Source organism: Flavobacterium bernardetii (assembly GCF_011305415.1).
Taxonomy (GTDB): Bacteria; Bacteroidota; Bacteroidia; order Flavobacteriales; family Flavobacteriaceae; genus Flavobacterium; species Flavobacterium bernardetii.
Genome location: NZ_JAANOQ010000001.1, coordinates 740,179 through 757,036, shown reverse-complemented (window position 1 = coordinate 757,036; position 16,858 = coordinate 740,179). Strand labels below are relative to the sequence as shown.

At 31.1% G+C, this 16,858-nt stretch carries 18 protein-coding genes; 11 read left to right on the top strand and 7 right to left on the bottom strand.

The genetic code is table 11. From position 1 onward, the window contains the following. Positions 1-28: 28 nt before the first annotated feature. The 3 genes from G6N05_RS03645 to G6N05_RS03635 form a co-directional block, all read right to left on the bottom strand. Complete coding sequence (locus G6N05_RS03645; protein WP_166125189.1) at positions 29-436, bottom strand: type II toxin-antitoxin system VapC family toxin; 408 nt, start codon at positions 434-436, stop codon at positions 29-31. Further along, positions 436-678: a DUF6364 family protein gene (locus G6N05_RS03640; protein WP_166125188.1), complete on the bottom strand. Its 243-nt coding sequence runs from the start codon at positions 676-678 to the stop codon at positions 436-438. Before G6N05_RS03640 ends, G6N05_RS03645 begins: the two co-directional genes overlap by 1 nt. Before the next feature lie 214 nt (positions 679-892). Beyond that, positions 893-1,756, bottom strand: a complete 864-nt coding sequence (locus G6N05_RS03635) for an SDR family oxidoreductase (RefSeq protein WP_166125187.1) — start codon at positions 1,754-1,756, stop codon at positions 893-895. A gap of 122 nt (positions 1,757-1,878) precedes the next feature. On the opposite strand from G6N05_RS03635, the gene G6N05_RS03630 reads away from it, so the two are divergent. Next, complete coding sequence (locus G6N05_RS03630; protein WP_166125186.1) at positions 1,879-2,238, top strand: winged helix-turn-helix transcriptional regulator; 360 nt, start codon at positions 1,879-1,881, stop codon at positions 2,236-2,238. A 54-nt stretch (positions 2,239-2,292) separates the two neighbouring features. Here G6N05_RS03630 and rho read toward each other — a convergent pair whose 3' ends face one another. Further along, positions 2,293-4,005: a transcription termination factor Rho gene (gene rho / locus G6N05_RS03625; protein ID WP_166125185.1), complete on the bottom strand. Its 1,713-nt coding sequence runs from the start codon at positions 4,003-4,005 to the stop codon at positions 2,293-2,295. Positions 4,006-4,187: 182 nt separating this feature from the next. Between rho and G6N05_RS03620 the strand changes: the two genes are divergently transcribed. Continuing rightward, positions 4,188-4,598: a DUF4293 domain-containing protein gene (locus tag G6N05_RS03620; protein WP_166125184.1), complete on the top strand. Its 411-nt coding sequence runs from the start codon at positions 4,188-4,190 to the stop codon at positions 4,596-4,598. Between the two features lie 261 nt (positions 4,599-4,859). Here the strand turns inward: G6N05_RS03620 and G6N05_RS03615 are convergent, their stop codons facing one another. After that, positions 4,860-5,354, bottom strand: coding sequence for a metallophosphoesterase family protein (locus G6N05_RS03615; protein WP_166125183.1), 495 nt, complete (start codon positions 5,352-5,354; stop codon positions 4,860-4,862). Positions 5,355-5,600: 246 nt separating this feature from the next. Between G6N05_RS03615 and truA the strand changes: the two genes are divergently transcribed. The 6 genes from truA (at position 5,601) to G6N05_RS03585 (ending at position 11,094) form a co-directional block, all read left to right on the top strand. Next, positions 5,601-6,335, top strand: a complete 735-nt coding sequence (gene truA / locus G6N05_RS03610) for a tRNA pseudouridine(38-40) synthase TruA (protein ID WP_166125182.1) — start codon at positions 5,601-5,603, stop codon at positions 6,333-6,335. A gap of 23 nt (positions 6,336-6,358) precedes the next feature. Further along, positions 6,359-8,185: an ABC transporter ATP-binding protein gene (locus G6N05_RS03605; RefSeq protein ID WP_166125181.1), complete on the top strand. Its 1,827-nt coding sequence runs from the start codon at positions 6,359-6,361 to the stop codon at positions 8,183-8,185. Between the two features lies 1 nt (position 8,186). After that, positions 8,187-8,474, top strand: coding sequence for a hypothetical protein (locus G6N05_RS03600; protein ID WP_166125180.1), 288 nt, complete (start codon positions 8,187-8,189; stop codon positions 8,472-8,474). Positions 8,475-8,533: 59 nt separating this feature from the next. Further along, positions 8,534-9,922: a dihydrolipoyl dehydrogenase gene (lpdA, locus tag G6N05_RS03595; protein ID WP_166125179.1), complete on the top strand. Its 1,389-nt coding sequence runs from the start codon at positions 8,534-8,536 to the stop codon at positions 9,920-9,922. A gap of 201 nt (positions 9,923-10,123) precedes the next feature. Beyond that, the gene (locus tag G6N05_RS03590) at positions 10,124-10,594 is read left to right on the top strand and encodes a hypothetical protein (RefSeq protein WP_166125178.1); all 471 of its coding nucleotides are present in this window, start codon (positions 10,124-10,126) and stop codon (positions 10,592-10,594) included. 68 nt (positions 10,595-10,662) lie between these two features. Next, positions 10,663-11,094, top strand: a complete 432-nt coding sequence (locus G6N05_RS03585) for a VOC family protein (protein ID WP_166125177.1) — start codon at positions 10,663-10,665, stop codon at positions 11,092-11,094. Positions 11,095-11,284: 190 nt separating this feature from the next. Here G6N05_RS03585 and G6N05_RS03580 read toward each other — a convergent pair whose 3' ends face one another. After that, positions 11,285-11,998 (bottom strand): hypothetical protein, encoded by a 714-nt coding sequence (locus G6N05_RS03580; RefSeq protein ID WP_225875121.1) that lies wholly within the window; start codon positions 11,996-11,998, stop codon positions 11,285-11,287. A 113-nt stretch (positions 11,999-12,111) separates the two neighbouring features. Further along, positions 12,112-13,512, bottom strand: a complete 1,401-nt coding sequence (gene glmM / locus G6N05_RS03575; protein WP_166125175.1) for a phosphoglucosamine mutase — start codon at positions 13,510-13,512, stop codon at positions 12,112-12,114. A gap of 179 nt (positions 13,513-13,691) precedes the next feature. Here glmM and G6N05_RS03570 point away from each other — a divergent pair, with 179 nt between their 5' ends. From G6N05_RS03570 to G6N05_RS03560, 3 genes are all read left to right on the top strand, one after another. After that, complete coding sequence (locus G6N05_RS03570; RefSeq protein ID WP_166125174.1) at positions 13,692-14,300, top strand: acyl carrier protein phosphodiesterase; 609 nt, start codon at positions 13,692-13,694, stop codon at positions 14,298-14,300. Next, a complete protein-coding gene (locus G6N05_RS03565; protein WP_166125173.1) occupies positions 14,278-14,946 on the top strand; it encodes a DNA alkylation repair protein in 669 nt (222 codons plus the stop codon). The genes G6N05_RS03570 and G6N05_RS03565 overlap by 23 nt, the downstream gene beginning before the upstream one ends. Positions 14,947-15,034: 88 nt before the next feature. Then, on the top strand, positions 15,035-16,825 hold the full coding sequence (locus G6N05_RS03560) for a chloride channel protein (protein WP_166125437.1): 1,791 nt from the start codon (positions 15,035-15,037) through the stop codon (positions 16,823-16,825). The last annotated feature ends 33 nt before the right edge of the window (positions 16,826-16,858 follow it).

The window sequence follows — 16,858 nt, the reverse complement described above, 5'->3', positions numbered from 1 at the left end:
TTCTTAGGAAAATCGGCTTTTTTTATGTTTATTTTTTCAAATACTCGTTTGCTGTTAGCACTGGAAGAATTGATTTTTTGAAATCTTTTTTATTTCTTGTTAGAATCAAATCTAACTCATTTTCTAATGCGGTGTGATATTGAATAGCATCTTCGAAGTCTTTAAAATCTGAAACTAATGCTAATTCTAAAATTTTATCATCCATTGGTAAAACTTCTACCAATACTTTAAATTTGGTTAAAATCTTTCTTGCTTCATCTAACTTATGACTTCTCGCTAATAAGTAATGCGTGTTAGCAATGGTTAAAGAAGAAATGTAAAGTTTAACTTTTTTATGGTCAGCCAAAGTAAATAATTCTTGCGCTTCTTTATAGAATTCTTCTCGTTTAGAAAGTAAATCTAAAACAATATTCGTATCGACTAATATTTTATCCATTAAGAATATTTTTTAGATAAGTAATCTGAATATTCTTTTTTATAATCAGCACTTTCTAGAGAAATAACACCTGTTAGACTTTCCACAAGCAGACTTATTTTAGTTTCTTCAGTATTTCTTTTAGTTAATGATAATAGATAATTTTCAATAAGCTTTGAAAGACTTACACTATTGTTTTTAGCGTAGAACTTTGCTTCTTCAATTACATGTTCGTCGATGTTTAAGGTTAGTTTCGTATTCATGATATTTTATTTACGTGTAAAATTAAAAAATATATACGTAATAAAAAACTGTTTTATGAAAAATTTAAAGAGTAATTCCCAACTAACGCAAAAAAGAAGCAGATGCTTTAGCAAAAATTGCAACAATCGAGTAAAGTATCGCAGGATTGAAGTCAGATATATTTTAAAAAGTAAAAGCCGATTTTCTGAGGGAAATCGGCTTTTTTTTGATTTATTACTTGATATAAACTGATTGTAAGTAGTCTTTCAACGTTTGAGGTTTTCTTCCTAAAATGGTTTCTAAATTTGGAAAGGGTTTATCAAAATCGTTATTTTTAATTCCGGATGCAAATCCTAACGACATTTGAATGATAGGTTCTGGTAAACCAAATCCTTTTAAGGTTTCTGCAAAAACTTCAGGAGTTGGACTCACGTAAACTACTTCTTTACCAGATAATTCAGTTAAGATTTCAGCCACATCTGCATAAGAATAATTTTCTATGTTTGTTAAAGGTAAACTCTGATTATCAAAGGCATCTGATACAACTATTTTTGAAATCGCTTCTGCTAAATCCGTTCTTGAAGCATAAGCTACTCTTCCTTCTCCTGCTGGGAAAAACACACCTGTTTCTAAAACTTGTTCGCCAATAAACATTGGGATCACATCTGAATATAACGAATGTTGCATCATCGTATACGTAAAACCACTTTGTTTGATGTACTCTTCCGTTTGGTAATGATCTTCTAAAAAGCCTTTTAATGGAGAAGTTTCAATATCATTCATCGACATACTCGTGTAAATAACATGCTTGACTCCTGTTTGTTTCGCTGCATCAATTGCGTTTTTATGTTGACCAAATCTGTCATTAAAATCATTTGAAGAAATTAAAATCAGTTTTTTCACATCTTTAAAAGCAGCAACTAACGAATTTGGATTGGTATATTCTCCTATTCTAATTTGTACGCCTTTGTTTTTTAATTCTTTTGCTTTTTCTTCATCTCTTACTAAAACAGCAATTTCACTTGGAGAAATCTGTGTTAACAAATTCTCAACTATTTGACTTCCTAATTGCCCTGTGGCTCCTGTAACTAAAATCATAATTATTTTATTTTTTAAGTTTATTATTTTACTACAACAAAAGTACTTATCTTTGCTATACAAAATATACTAGTATCTTAAAGTATAGCACTATACTTTGGTATACTACAAAAGCAAATATTATGGAATTAGAACAGTTAAGTATCAGTGAAATAAAGGCTTGTCCAATAAATTATGTATTGGCCATTAATGATACTATGAATGTGATTAGTGGAAAATGGAAGTTGCCTATTATTGGAACTTTACTGTACGAAAAGAAACGTTTTACTGAAATTCAGAAAAACATTGGAAAAATAACGCCACGAATGCTTTCTAAAGAGTTGAAAGAATTAGAATTAAATGGTGTAATTACTCGAAAAGTCTACGATGCAACACCCGTTTTAGTAGAATATGAACTTACAGAATCTGCGAAAAGATTAAGCGAAGTATTAGACAAAATGGTAGATTGGGGCATGCAACATAGAACTAGTTTATTTAGTTAAAACAAAAAAGACCATCATTACTGATGGTCTTTTTACATATAATTTATTCAATTTCTAGTCATTCATAGAAATTAAAAACTCTTCGTTATTTTTTGTTCGTTTGATACGAGATTCGATAAATTCCATCGCTTCTACTGGGTTCATATCGGCTAGGTATTTACGTAAAATCCACATATGTTGCAACGTTGATTTGTCTAATAATAAGTCGTCACGACGCGTACTTGAAGAAACCAAATCGATAGCTGGGAAAATACGTTTGTTAGAAATTTTTCTATCTAATTGTAATTCCATGTTACCTGTTCCTTTAAATTCTTCGAAGATAACTTCGTCCATTTTAGAACCAGTTTCTGTTAATGCTGTAGCGATAATACTTAATGAACCACCGTTTTCAATATTACGAGCAGCTCCAAAGAAACGTTTTGGTTTTTGTAATGCGTTAGCATCTACTCCTCCACTCAACACCTTTCCAGATGCCGGTTGAACCGTATTATATGCTCTAGCTAAACGTGTAATTGAATCTAATAAAATCACTACATCGTGTCCACATTCTACCAAACGTTTTGCTTTTTCTAAAACAATGTTCGCTACTTTTACGTGACGGTCAGCAGGTTCATCGAATGTTGAAGCAATTACTTCGGCACGCACACTACGTTGCATATCGGTAACTTCTTCAGGTCTTTCGTCAATTAATAAAACAATTAAATATACTTCAGGATGATTGGCTGCAATTGAATTGGCAATATCCTTTAATAACATCGTTTTACCTGTTTTTGGTTGTGCCACAATCATAGCACGTTGTCCTTTACCAATTGGCGAGAACATATCGATAATTCTTGTAGATATAGAGGTGTTTTTTCCTGATAAATTGAATCTTTCTTCAGGGAAAAGTGGTGTTAAATGTTCGAAAGAAACTCTATCACGAATGACTTGAGGATCGTGACCGTTAATTTTTAAAACTCTAACTAAAGGAAAAAATTTCTCTCCTTCTTTTGGTGGGCGAACCACACCTTTTACAGTATCTCCTGTTTTTAATCCGAATAAACGAACTTGAGATTGTGATAAATAAATATCGTCAGGAGAAGCTAAATAATTATAATCTGAAGAACGTAAGAAACCATAACCATCTGGCATCATTTCCAAAACACCTTCACTTTCAATAATTCCGTCAAATTCAAAATCAGATTCTCGGAAGTTTTTATTTCCGTTGTTCTTATTAAATTTCGGATTGTTATTTTGGTTATTATTTTTCTTAAAATTTGGATTGGGATTGTTTTTTTCTTGTTCTGATGTTTCCGCTTTTTCTTCGTTAGAAGGTTCTGCAACAACATTTTCTGTAGTCTCATTAGTATCAGAATTTCCGTTATTTTCTGTTTTTTCTTCAACAGATTTTTTTGGTTGCTGACTATAAGCTTCTGATTTCATTTCCGCATCTAATTCAAAAGACAACGTTTCTTGCGCTTTATTTGCTTGTTTAACTGTAGGCTTTTTAATTCTGGCACGTTGTGCTTTCGCTTCACTTTCCTCAGAAACTGGAGTAACTTCCTGAACCTCTTTGACTTCTTTGACTTCCTTGACTGCTTTTGCAACTGGTGCTTTTTTTGCAGGTTTTTCTGCTTTTGGTTTAGCTTCAGAAGTATTTTGTAAGTCTAATATCTGAGTTATTAATTCATCTTTTTTTAAAGTTTTGAATTTTTGAATATTAGCTACTTTGGCAATTTCTTGCAAATCAGAGAGTTTCATCCCTTTTAATGTAGATGTGTCAAACATAAATGTTTATTGGTTTTTTAAACTTAATAAAACGAAAAAATTGTGATGAGAATTTTTTACTTTTTAAAGTATCGTATAATGAAGTACTTACGATTATTCATTGCAATATTACGAATATTTTATTATAAAACAATAGTTTTTTAAAAAAAGAAAACATATTTTTGTAACTATAAAAATTAAAAATGTTACAAAGAATTCAATCAATATATTTGTTTTGCTGCATGCTTACTGCGGGTGTATTGCCTTTGTTTATCAGTTTATGGACAACTACTTCAAAAAAAGAAGTTTTTGTTGCTGATAATGTTTTATATACTGCTTTATTCGGTTCAACCGTATTATTAGCATTGGTTAGTATATTTAGTTATAAAAAAAGACAAAACCAGTTTGTGATCAACAGACTGAATATGATATTAAACTTTATTATAATAGGATTATTAGTATATCATTCACTAAATCTATCTGGAGAAGCGAAAGTTTCTATGAAAGGTATTGGGATGTTTCTACCAATTTTTTCTATCGTTTTTCTTGCTTTGGCAAACAAGGCAATTAAAAGGGACGAAGATCTCGTAAAATCTGTGGACAGAATACGATAAACCTATCATCTTAGCTTATTAGTGCGTAGAAAATCCGTTTAGTGAAAACTAAGCGGATTTTCGTTTTTATATATCTGCCACGAAGACACAAAGGTTTTTGAAATAAAAATATATTGTGTTTTTTTGAATTTAAACCTTTTTATCATGTTGGCTTCGAGAGCCTCAGCCAACGAACTTTCTCCAAATCTCCCCTTCGCCTCTTCTCAAACTTATTACTTCCATCTCCCTACTCCCTACTTCCAACTTCCTACTTCCAGCTCCCTACTTATCTCCTATTTCAACAATCTCTAAACTCTGAATTTTATCTCCATCAATTTCAAATCGCAACATGGTTCTTTTCTGATGAAAACCTGAAATTCCTGCTGCTCCCGGATTCATATGCAAACAGTTTAATTTCTTATCGAACATCACTTTTAATATATGTGAATGGCCACAAATGAACAATTTAGGAGGGTTTTTAGTTATCTCTTCTCTGATTGCTGGACTGTATTTCCCAGGATAACCACCAATATGTGTAATCAACACATCAACACCTTCGCAGAAAAAACGATTGTTTAACGGGAATTCTAGACGTGCTTCGTGATTGTCAATGTTTCCAAAAACAGCTCGTAACGGTTTTAGTTTTTGAATCGCATCGGTAACTTTCAAATCGCCAATATCGCCTGCATGCCAAACTTCATCCGCTAATTTTACGTATTTTAAAATGGTTGCGTCAATGTGACTGTGCGTATCAGAAAGTAAGAGTATTTTTTTCATATCGCAAAAGTAAGATTTTAAAGAGCCAAGTAAAAAGGTAAAAGTAAAAAGTTGTAAAAAAGTTATCTAACTAAGACACGAATGATATTTAAACTTTTCAACACAGATTAAAGAAATTATATAAATTATTAAAATTTCTCAAATCTGTGTTGAAAAAAAAGAAATTGCTTTTTGAACTGGTTATTGATTTTTGAACTTGTTCTTGAACTTGAAAAACATTATTTTTGCCAAACTAAATCAAACGAATTGAGATACTTCATCGAATTTGCCTATAACGGAAAAGAATATTTTGGGTTTCAAGTGCAACCGAATGCGATTTCAATTCAGGAAACTTTAGAGAAATCTTTATCATTATTACTTAGAGAAAAGATTGAGATTGTTGGCGCTGGCAGAACCGATTCTGGTGTTCACGCCAAACAAATGTTCGCACATTTTGATACGGAAATTGAATTTGATGTTCAAAATACTGTTCAAAAATTAAACTCGTTTCTACCAAAAGATATTGCGATTTTTAATATTATTGAAGTACATCCTGATGCTCATGCTCGATTTGATGCTACGAGTAGAACCTACGAATATTATATCAACACCTTTAAAGATGTTTTTAATTCTGAAGGAAGCTGGAAAGTACATCATAAATTAGATTTAGAATTGATGAATGAAGCCAGTAAAATCCTTTTTGAATACATTGATTTTGAATGCTTTTCTAAAATTCATACGGATGTTAGAACCTTCAATTGTAAAATTACAGAAGCACATTGGGAACAAAATGGAAATCAGATTATTTTTACAATCACAGCTGATAGATTTTTGCGAAATATGGTTCGTGCCATCGTTGGAACACTAATAAATGTTGGGATTCACAAAACATCTTTATCCGATTTTAGAAATATTATTGAAAGTAAAAGTAGAAACAAAGCCGGATTTTCAGTTCCTGCTCACGGATTATATCTAACAAAAGTAAAATATCCTTATCTTTAGCCTTTAAAAATCATATAAGCCAAATGAGCGTTTTAAAATCATCCTCTTTTAAAAAAGTATTACAATATGCCAAGCCATTTAAAAGCAAACTCGTTAGTGTTGCTTTTTGGGCTATTTTTTTGGCTATTGTTGCGGCTTTAAGACCTTTGGTTTTAAATATAACTATCGATAAATACTTTGTTGATGCTAGTAAAGAAACGAATGTAATTCAGGATTATTTTCTGAATTTAATGAGTTTTGTTCTTCAAGATGGCAATAACGCTTACAACATTAAAATATTGGTAGCATTAATGCTTTTTATATTGATTTTAGAAGTCGTAGCACAATATTTCTTCGTTTATGTTTCAAGTTGGCTAGGGCAAGATATTGTTAAAGATATTAGAGAAAAACTATTCGCACATTTAGCCAGTTTCAAAACCAAATACTTTGATAACGAACCTGTTGGTAAACTTATTACACGTTGCGTTTCCGATATGGAAAACATAGCGAGTATTTTCAGTCAAGGTTTGTTTATGATTGTCAGTGATTTCTTGAAAATGATAATCGTCTTAGCTTTTATGCTACTTATCAACTGGAAAATTACAGCAATTGTCCTACTTATCATGCCAATCATTTTAATCGCAACGAACATTTTCAACAAAAAAATGAAAGTGGCTTTTAACGAAGTGCGTAATGAAGTAGCAAATTTAAACACCTTTATTCAAGAACGATTAACTGGAATGAAAATCGTACAGCTATTTAATCGTGAAAAAATTGAATTAGAAAAATTTAAAGAAATTAATCACAAGCACAATAAAGCTTGGTTGAAGAACATTTTATACAATAGCATCTTCTTCCCTATTGCCGATATTATTTCAAGTATTACTTTAGGTTTAGTGGTCTATTTTGGTGCATTATTTATCATTAATGGCGATACAGAAACGAGTGTTGGACAACTAATTTCGTTCAATATGTACATTTCCATGTTGTACAATCCGTTACGACAAATTGCGGATAAATTCAACGTGATGCAAATGGGAATTGTAGCGGCCGATAGAGTTTTTGAAATTTTAGAATCAGATGTAGAAGTTCAAAATGATGGAACAATTCATGCAGAAAAATTACACGGAAATATCAAATTGGAAGAGGTACGATTCAGTTATCTGAAAAATGAAGAAATAATAAAAGGTATAAATTTAGAAGTCAAAGAAGCCGAAACCGTTGCTATTGTAGGTGCAACTGGCGCAGGAAAATCGACTATCATTAATTTATTAAATCGTTTTTATGAAATTGATTCGGGAAAAATCTTAATTGATAATATTAATATTAACGATTACACTTTAGGAACGTTACGAAAAGAAATTGCTATGGTTTTGCAAGATGTTTTCTTATTTGCTGATTCTATTTACAATAACATTACCCTTTTCGATGAAAACATTAAAAGAGAAGATGTTTATAATGCCGCTAAGAAAATTGGAATACACGATTTCTTAATGTCGTTACCCAACGGATACGATTATGACGTGAAAGAACGTGGTGTCATGTTATCTTCCGGACAACGCCAATTGATTGCCTTTTTACGAGCTTATATTAGCAATCCAAGTATATTGATTTTAGATGAAGCAACTTCTTCTATCGATTCCCATTCAGAAGAATTAATTCAAAAAGCAACTAAAACTTTAACCGAGGGTAGAACATCAATTATCATTGCTCACCGTTTGGCAACCATTGTAAATGCAGATACTATTATTGTGATGGACAAAGGTTTAATTGTCGAAAAAGGCAAACACAAACAATTATTAAAAATAGAAAACGGATATTATAAAAAATTATACGAAGCACAATTTGAAAAACCTGAAGTTGTTGTTTAAAATGAAAAAGTTTAACAAATTATTTTTCACGATATTCTTAATTGATATGATTATTCATTTATTATTTGAAATTAAATCAGACATAGGGATTTCGATTATTAATAAAATAATTATTTTTTTAAACTTTATAATTAGTTGTCCAGCAATTTTGATAGATAGAACGTATCCTTTTTATACTAACAGTTCATTATTAATTGGAATTTCTATTTTAATCATCAACATTTTAATTCAAACATTTATCATTTATATGATAATCAAAAAAAACAATTCAAAAATTAATTCAAAATAGGTTTAAAAATAAATTAATCCCTATTTTTGTATCCTTAATAAGAAAAACACACATACATTATGAAATACGATATTATAGTTTTAGGAAGTGGTCCTGGTGGATATGTTACAGCAATTAGAGCCTCACAATTAGGGTTTAAAGTTGCCGTTATTGAAAAAGAAAATTTAGGTGGCGTTTGTTTAAATTGGGGTTGTATTCCTACAAAAGCCTTACTAAAATCAGCTCAAGTTTTCGATTATTTAAAACATGCGGCAGACTACGGATTAAAAGTAGATAATGTAGATAAAGATTTTAACGCAGTTGTTGCCCGTTCACGTAATGTAGCAGGTGGAATGAGCAAAGGTGTTCAATTCTTAATGAAAAAAAATAAAATTGATGTTATCGATGGTTTTGGAAAAGTAAAACCAGGTAAAAAAATTGACGTGACTGCCGCTGACGGAAAAGTTACTGAATATTCAGCTGATAACATTATTATTGCTACAGGAGCGCGTTCTCGTGAATTGCCAAACTTACCACAAGATGGTGTAAAAGTAATTGGATACAGACAAGCAATGACATTACCAACACAACCAAAATCTATGATTATTGTAGGTTCTGGAGCAATTGGAGTGGAATTTGCTCATTTCTATAATTCAATGGGAACTGATGTTACGATTGTAGAATTTATGCCAAACATTGTACCAGTTGAAGACGAAGACATTTCTAAACAAATGGAACGTTCAATGAAAAAAGCGGGTGTAAAAATTATGACTAATTCTTCTGTAGAGAAAATTGATACTACAGCGAATGGCGTAAAAGCAACAGTAAAAACAGCTAAAGGTGAAGAAGTTTTAGAAGCTGAAATTTTACTTTCAGCCGTTGGAATTAAAACAAACATTGAAAACATTGGTCTTGAAGATGTAGGTATTGCTACAGATAGAGACAAAATCTTAGTTAACGATTTCTACCAAACTAATGTTCCTGGTTATTATGCAATTGGAGATATTACTCCAGGGCAAGCTTTAGCTCACGTAGCTTCTGCAGAAGGAATTTTATGTGTGGAAAAAATCGCAGGTTTACACGTTGAACCTTTAGATTACGGAAACATCCCAGGTTGTACATACGCCACTCCAGAAATTGCTTCAGTTGGTTTAACAGAAAAAGCAGCTAGAGAAAAAGGTTACGATATTAAAGTAGGTAAATTCCCATTCTCAGCATCAGGAAAAGCAACTGCTGCTGGAACTACAGACGGATTCGTAAAAGTAATTTTCGATGCCAAATACGGTGAATGGTTAGGTTGCCATATGATTGGTGCTGGGGTTACAGATATGATTGCAGAAGCAGTTGTAGCTAGAAAATTAGAAACTACTGGTCATGAAATTTTAAAAGCAGTTCACCCTCACCCTACTATGAGTGAAGCGGTAATGGAAGCTGTTGCTGCTGCTTATGATGAAGTGATTCATATTTAAGATTTACGATTTTAGATTTACGATTTTAGATTTTAGATTTAAGAAGTAATATATAAATACCAAAACCGTCTTGTTGTAAAACTTGACGGTTTTTTTGTGGGAAATTTTTCGAATAATTATATAAGTTTTTCTGAATATTATATAAATAAAAACAACAATAAATTATCTAGATTTACGCTATTAATTTTAAACCAAAATAGTATGAGAGCAATTATTAAAAAATCAATTAAAACTTTTACAATATTTGCAATAATAGGTCTATTATCATTTCCTACAGAAATGTTTAGTCAAGGTCCTCCACCATGGGCACCTGCTAAAGGATATAGAGCGAAAACGAGACACATTTATTTCCCAGAGCAAAATTTTTATTACGATGTTCAACAGAAAAATTACATTTATTTAAGTGGAAGAAGTTGGGTTGTTTCTACATCATTACCTAGAATTTTTATGGGTATTAATTTATCTAGAAGCTCGCAAATTGAGTTAGATTATGTCGGTAGAACACCCTATATTTACAATGCAACTCACAAAGTGAAATATAAAAAAGTTAAAGTAAAAAGTTATCCAAAGAAGAAAGTAATCGTTAGAAGTGCACCAAAGAAAAAAGTTATTATTAATAGTAACAATGGTCATGGAAATGGTCACGGTAATGGAAATGGTAAAAAGAAATAATTTTTAATCCGCTCTGAGAAATTAGAGCGGATTTTTTTATTTTTACTAAAATCTAAAACAATAAAATTATGGCAACTATTTCAACCTATTTAACCTTTAATGGCAACACAGAAGAAGCGTTTAACTTTTATAAATCGGTATTTGGTGGAGAATTTACTGAAATTCACAAATTTAATACCATGCCACCACAAGAAGGAATGCCTCCTTTAAGTGAAGAAGAAGGAAACCGAATTATGCATGTGAGTTTTCCTATAGGAACATCTATGTTATTTGGTAGTGATACTTTAAGTTCTCACGGCGAAGTAAATTTTGGAAATAATTTTTCTATTTCAATTAATGGAGATAGTAAAGAAGAAGCAGATAAATTATTCAATGGACTTTCAGCTGGTGGAAAAATAACGATGCCGATGGAAAGCACTTTTTGGGGCGCTTATTTCGGAATGTTTACCGATAAATTCGGAATCAATTGGATGATTAATTTTGATGAAGTTCCACAATAAAATATAAAAACCTGACAGGTTTTTGAAACCTGTCAGGTTAATAATTTTAGAATCTGAAATAAATTCAGATTAAATCCCTGCAATCACTTTCAACTCTTTTACAAATCGTTCAGCCAAAACATCTGCTTCATTTTGTGTTGGAGCTTCAGTATATATTCTGATAATTGGATAGTAAATTTTGATTAGTAACTTATTTATCTAAAAAAATTAATAACAATACTTTACAATTAACTGTAATATCTTTATTTCTTGCAGGAACCCATTTGGTTTTTAAAATAAACTCTTTCATTTTTTCTGAATAATAAAAAGAATGTTTTTCATTTATTTTATTGTAAAAATATGTCTGTATATCTACATTCTTAATATTCCCATTTTTAAACAAGGTAAATTCAGCAGATATTCGAGATACAAGAGTGTCATTTTCTTTTTTAAAAACAAAATCATTTGGATACTCTACAGATTTCAAAAAATCATTTTCATAATTTTGAGAATAACGAGTATAATTTTTATTATTCAAAAATATAGGAACTGTGTCTCGTCTTACAAAATCATAATAGCTTTTATCATTTGGATATAACGAATTTTGATCACAAACAAAATAATCATAAATTTTATCTGGATGCTTTGTAATAAATTGTTTATCTGCAATATTCCTTAACGAATCTATAAAGTTTTTTCCATGAAGATTTTCAATTTCTCGATACATTCTATTCGGATAACAATATTCTAATTCATCAGCTGTACAATAATATAATGCTGAGTCTACTTTAATATTATTTTTTAATAGTAATTCGTTGAATTCTAAATCACTATCATATTTCGCAACCATTCCAAAAAAATGAAAATATACTATTTTACCCTTCTTAATATCATTTTCAGCTCTTTCAGTTTCAACTTTGCACAAAGAATCTAAATTGTTACCACTTTTTAAATAATTAATATTATCAAAGTTTACAATTTTTGATTTTCCACAGCTAAATAGAAATACAATTATTAAAATTAAGAAAAGTCTTTTCATTAAATCCCAGCAATAACTTTCAACTCATTTACAAATCGTTCAGCCAAAACATCAGCTTCTTGTTGCGTTGGAGCTTCAGTATATATTCTGATAATTGGTTCTGTGTTCGATTTTCTTAAATGCACCCATTCTGTAGCGAAATCAATTTTAACACCGTCAATCGTAGAAATTTGTTCGTTTTTATAAGTCGCAGTTAACGATTCTAAAATCGCATCGACATCAATTTGTGGTGTCAATTCAATCTTATTTTTACTCATGTAATATTGCGGATAACTCGCTCGTAATTCGGCAACCGTTTTATCTTGACCAGCCAAATACGTTAAAAATAAAGCCACTCCAACCAAACTATCTCTTCCATAATGTAATTCTGGATAAATGATACCGCCGTTTCCTTCACCACCAATAATTGCGTTGGTTTTCTTCATTAATTCTACCACATTCACCTCACCTACTGCACTTGCTTGGTAACTTCCATTATGTTTTTCAGTAATATCGCGTAAAGCACGAGACGAACTCATATTTGAAACCGTATTTCCTGGTGTTTTACTCAATACATAATCGGCAACAGCCACTAAAGTATATTCTTCACCAAACATTTCTCCATCATTAGAAATAAACGCTAAACGGTCTACATCTGGATCCACAACAATACCGAAATCAGCTTTTTCATCAATAACCAATTTGCAAATATCACCTAAATGTTCTTTCAAAGGTTCTGGATTGTGAGGAAAATGCCCGTTTGGTTCGCAGTATAATTTTACGACTTCTACTCCCATTTGCTCTAACAAATTTGGAATAATAATTCCACCAGTCGAATTCACACCATCAACAACTACTTTATATTTCTTAGTTTTTACCAAATCTGCATCAACCAAAGGTAATTCTAACACTTCATCAATGTGAATATCCATGTAAGAATCGCTGATTGTAACTTCTCCTAAAGAATCAACATCCACAAAATCAAATGCTTCTGCTTCAGCAATTTCTAAAATTTTAGCACCATCTGCTCCACTTAAAAATTCTCCTTTTGCATTCAATAATTTCAATGCATTCCATTGTTTCGGATTGTGCGAAGCGGTTAAAATTATACCGCCATCAGCATTTTCCATTGGAACAGCCACTTCAACAGTTGGCGTTGTAGATAAACCTAAATCAATTACATCAATTCCTAAACCTAAAAGCGTATTTTGTACTAAATTATGAATCATTGGTCCAGAAATACGGGCATCACGACCGATAACCACTTTCAGTTTTCTTCCATCTTCCAACTTCCCAATTCCCGCTTTTAAAAATGTTCCATAAGCCGAAGCAAATTTCACAGCGTCAACTGGAGTAAGGTTATCGCCAACTTTTCCACCAATAGTTCCACGAATTCCTGATATAGATTTTATTAATGTCATTTATTTTAGTTTTTTTGTTTGAAATACAAATATAAAAAGTTCCAACAAGCATTTTAATAAATTAGAAAAAGAATTTTATATATTTACGATATCAACATTTGATTTACGAATTACGATTTTTGATTTACGTACTTTTATAATCAAAAAATTTGAAACCTAAAACAAAATAAACAAAAGCCTTGAACTATCTCGCTCATATATATCTTTCAGACGAAGATGATTTTATCAAAATTGGAAATTTTATGGCGGATGCTGTAAAAGGAAATCATTATGAGCAGTACCCAGTTGGTATTCAAATCGGAATTAGATTGCACCGTTTTATTGATAGTTTTACCGATTCTCACCCAGTTTACCGACAAAGTAAACATCGTTTACACGAAAAATTCGGACATTATTCTGGTGTGATTATGGACATCGTTTATGATCATTTTTTAGCTAAGAATTGGAAAAAATATTCGACTATTAAACTAGAAAAGTATGCAGATGACTTTTATAAATTATTACAAGATAATTACGATGTTTTAACGGAGAAAACTCAGAATGCCTTACCCTATATGATGCAAACCAATTGGTTAGTCTGTTATAAAAGTTTAGCAGGTTTGGAATTGATTTTATTTCAAATGGATCATAGAACCAAAAACCGTGTAAATATGCCTGCTGCAATGGAAGATATCAAACAATTTTACACAGAAATTGAACAAGAATTTTTTATCTTTTTTATCGAATTAGAACAACAGTGTAAAGTAGAATTACTAAAATTAAGAGATGAGTTTTGTTACTACAATTAAAAAGGTATTTGAAGCCAATGAAGATGTTACTTACGGACAAAAACAAAGTGATTATTTAAAAAATAATTTCCCGTGTTATGGCATTCAAACGCAACCTAGAAGAGAGATTCTTAAAAATTGTACTTCTGTTTATAAAGAAGAAATCAAAGCTAATTTTAGAAACATTTGTTGGGAATTGTATCAATTTCCACATCGAGAAATGCATCAAGCAGCAATTGATATTTTTATAAAAGAAATTAAGAAAAACTACCAAGTTGAAGATATTGCTTTAATTGAAAAACTCATCATAACCAATTCGTGGTGGGACAGCGTAGATACGTTAGCCAAATATGCAGTTGGTGGTTATTTAGAAACATTTCCAGAAAAAACCTATCCAATTATTGAAGAATTTTCCAATTCAGACAATATGTGGTTGAACCGAACAGCCATTATTTTTCAATTGGGCTATAAAGAAAAAACCGATTTCGAACTCTTAATTTCTGAATGCGAAAAGCACAAACATTCATCTGAATTTTTTATCCAAAAAGCCATTGGTTGGGCTTTGCGCGAATACAGTTCTATAAATCCAAATGGTGTTTTAGAGTATGTAAACAGCACTAATTTAAAACCTTTGAGCAGAAAAGAAGCCATAAGAAAGATAGTTTAATTATCAATTTTCAATGTGTCATTGTGCCAATTAATTGAATAAATTACCGTATTTTAGCCATTCCAAATAAAAATTCCCTGTGTTAAAAATAATACAAAAGATAGCGCATTTTTTCGAACAATATTTTTCTAAACTAAAATCCGTTTTAGAGCCGCGTCAATTTTTATACGTTTCAAGTGTATTAGTTGGATTATCAGCAGCTTTAGCGGTAATTGTTTTAAAAACTTTCGCACATAATGTCTTTTTATTTTCCCAATATTTAAATAGAGAATTTCATTTACCTTATAGCAACAGTACGTTACCAATAATCGGGATTTTATTGACTGTTTTTGTGATAAAAAACTTTTTAAACGGAAACATCGAAAAAGGAACGTCGCAAATTATGTATGCAGTTGCTAAAAAACGTAGCGTTATTCCAGACAAACAAATGTATGCGCAAATTATCACAAGTTCATTAACTGTTGGTATGGGTGGAAGTGCGGGTTTGGAGTCGCCAATTACCATTACTGGTGCGGCTTTTGGAAGTAATTACGCCTTAAAATACCGATTAAGTTACAAAGACAGAACTTTACTTTTAGCGTGTGGAGTTGCGGCTGGAATTGGAGCTGCCTTTAACGCACCAATTGCGGGCGTTTTATTTGCCATTGAAGTTGTTTTAGCAGAAATTAGTATTACGGCTTTTACACCTTTGATAATTAGCGCAGCAACAGGTTCAATTGTTTCGATGTTATTATTAAATGAAGATGCTTTGTTTAGTTTTAAATCGATACAAGATTTTGATTCTAAAAACATTCCGTTTTATATTGTTTTGGGAATTCTGTCTGGATTTGTTTCCATTCATTATGCAAGAAACTTTAGAAGAGTGGAACATTTTTTCGCTACCAGAAGTAAAAACTCGTACCGAAAAGCCTTATTCGGCGCTGTTATTTTAGGTTTAATGATTTTTATTTTCCCAAGTTTATTTGGTGAAGGTTATGAAGGAATTAAACTTTTAGCAGCCAATCAACCTGAAAAATTATTACATAATACTCTTGTTGAACGTTTTGAAAACAACAAATGGATCATTTTTGCATTCATCACACTAACGCTTTTATTCAAAGTTTTTGCCACCGGAATTACCTTAGGCGCTGGTGGAAATGGAGGTAACTTCGCTCCTTCTCTATTTGTGGGTTCCTATTTAGGATTCTCAACAGCATACTTTTTCAATATGCTAAAAATTACCAATTTGCCTATTAGTAATTTTACTTTAGTTGGTATGTCGGGTGTGTTGAGTGGTTTGTTTCATTCACCATTGACAGCTATTTTCTTGATTGCCGAAATTACTGGAGGTTATAGTTTAATGGTACCATTAATGTTGGTTTCTTCTATTAGTTTTGCAATTTCAAAACACTTCGAACCTTATTCTTTTGATATTAAAAATTTAGCAGATAAAGGAGAAGTTTTTACCGATGATAAAGACAAAAACATCTTACAATCAATTGATGTTAAAAAACTGATTAACAACAATTTCAATCCAGTTACCGAATCTAAAACATTAGAAGCATTAATAGAAAAAATTGCGGGTTCTGATGATGTGATTTTTCCAGTATTAAACGACGATAAAAAACTTATAGGTTTAATTTATTTAGATGATATTCGTCCGATAATATTTTCTGCATTTAAAGTAAAGTTTACTTCAATTACTGAAGTTTTGCAACCTGTCAAAAACAAAGATGTAGTAGATTTTGAAGATAGTATCGAAACCATTATGAACAAATTTGAAACTACACATCAAATTATTTTACCTGTAGTTCATGACAAAATTTTCATTGGCTTTCTCTCTAAATCTGATATTTTAGAAAAATATAGAGAACAACTGAAAGAATTAGTGATTGAGTAAGCTATTTATTTTTTCCATATATTTGATATTCAA

What these genes read in the sequence shown, in the direction of transcription:
- G6N05_RS03605 (WP_166125181.1), top strand. Translation starts at nt 6,359, where the DNA reads ATGAGCGTTTTAAAATCATCCTCTTTTAAAAAAGTATTACAATATGCC.
- G6N05_RS03585 (WP_166125177.1), top strand. Translation starts at nt 10,663, where the DNA reads ATGGCAACTATTTCAACCTATTTAACCTTTAATGGCAACACAGAAGAA.
- G6N05_RS03600 (WP_166125180.1), top strand. Translation starts at nt 8,187, where the DNA reads ATGAAAAAGTTTAACAAATTATTTTTCACGATATTCTTAATTGATATG.
- G6N05_RS03645 (WP_166125189.1), bottom strand. Translation starts at nt 436, where the DNA reads ATGGATAAAATATTAGTCGATACGAATATTGTTTTAGATTTACTTTCT.
- G6N05_RS03590 (WP_166125178.1), top strand. Translation starts at nt 10,124, where the DNA reads ATGAGAGCAATTATTAAAAAATCAATTAAAACTTTTACAATATTTGCA.
- rho (WP_166125185.1), bottom strand. Translation starts at nt 4,005, where the DNA reads ATGTTTGACACATCTACATTAAAAGGGATGAAACTCTCTGATTTGCAA.
- glmM (WP_166125175.1), bottom strand. Translation starts at nt 13,512, where the DNA reads ATGACATTAATAAAATCTATATCAGGAATTCGTGGAACTATTGGTGGA.
- G6N05_RS03615 (WP_166125183.1), bottom strand. Translation starts at nt 5,354, where the DNA reads ATGAAAAAAATACTCTTACTTTCTGATACGCACAGTCACATTGACGCA.
- G6N05_RS03620 (WP_166125184.1), top strand. Translation starts at nt 4,188, where the DNA reads ATGTTACAAAGAATTCAATCAATATATTTGTTTTGCTGCATGCTTACT.
- lpdA (WP_166125179.1), top strand. Translation starts at nt 8,534, where the DNA reads ATGAAATACGATATTATAGTTTTAGGAAGTGGTCCTGGTGGATATGTT.
- G6N05_RS03630 (WP_166125186.1), top strand. Translation starts at nt 1,879, where the DNA reads ATGGAATTAGAACAGTTAAGTATCAGTGAAATAAAGGCTTGTCCAATA.
- G6N05_RS03635 (WP_166125187.1), bottom strand. Translation starts at nt 1,756, where the DNA reads ATGATTTTAGTTACAGGAGCCACAGGGCAATTAGGAAGTCAAATAGTT.
- G6N05_RS03565 (WP_166125173.1), top strand. Translation starts at nt 14,278, where the DNA reads ATGAGTTTTGTTACTACAATTAAAAAGGTATTTGAAGCCAATGAAGAT.
- G6N05_RS03640 (WP_166125188.1), bottom strand. Translation starts at nt 678, where the DNA reads ATGAATACGAAACTAACCTTAAACATCGACGAACATGTAATTGAAGAA.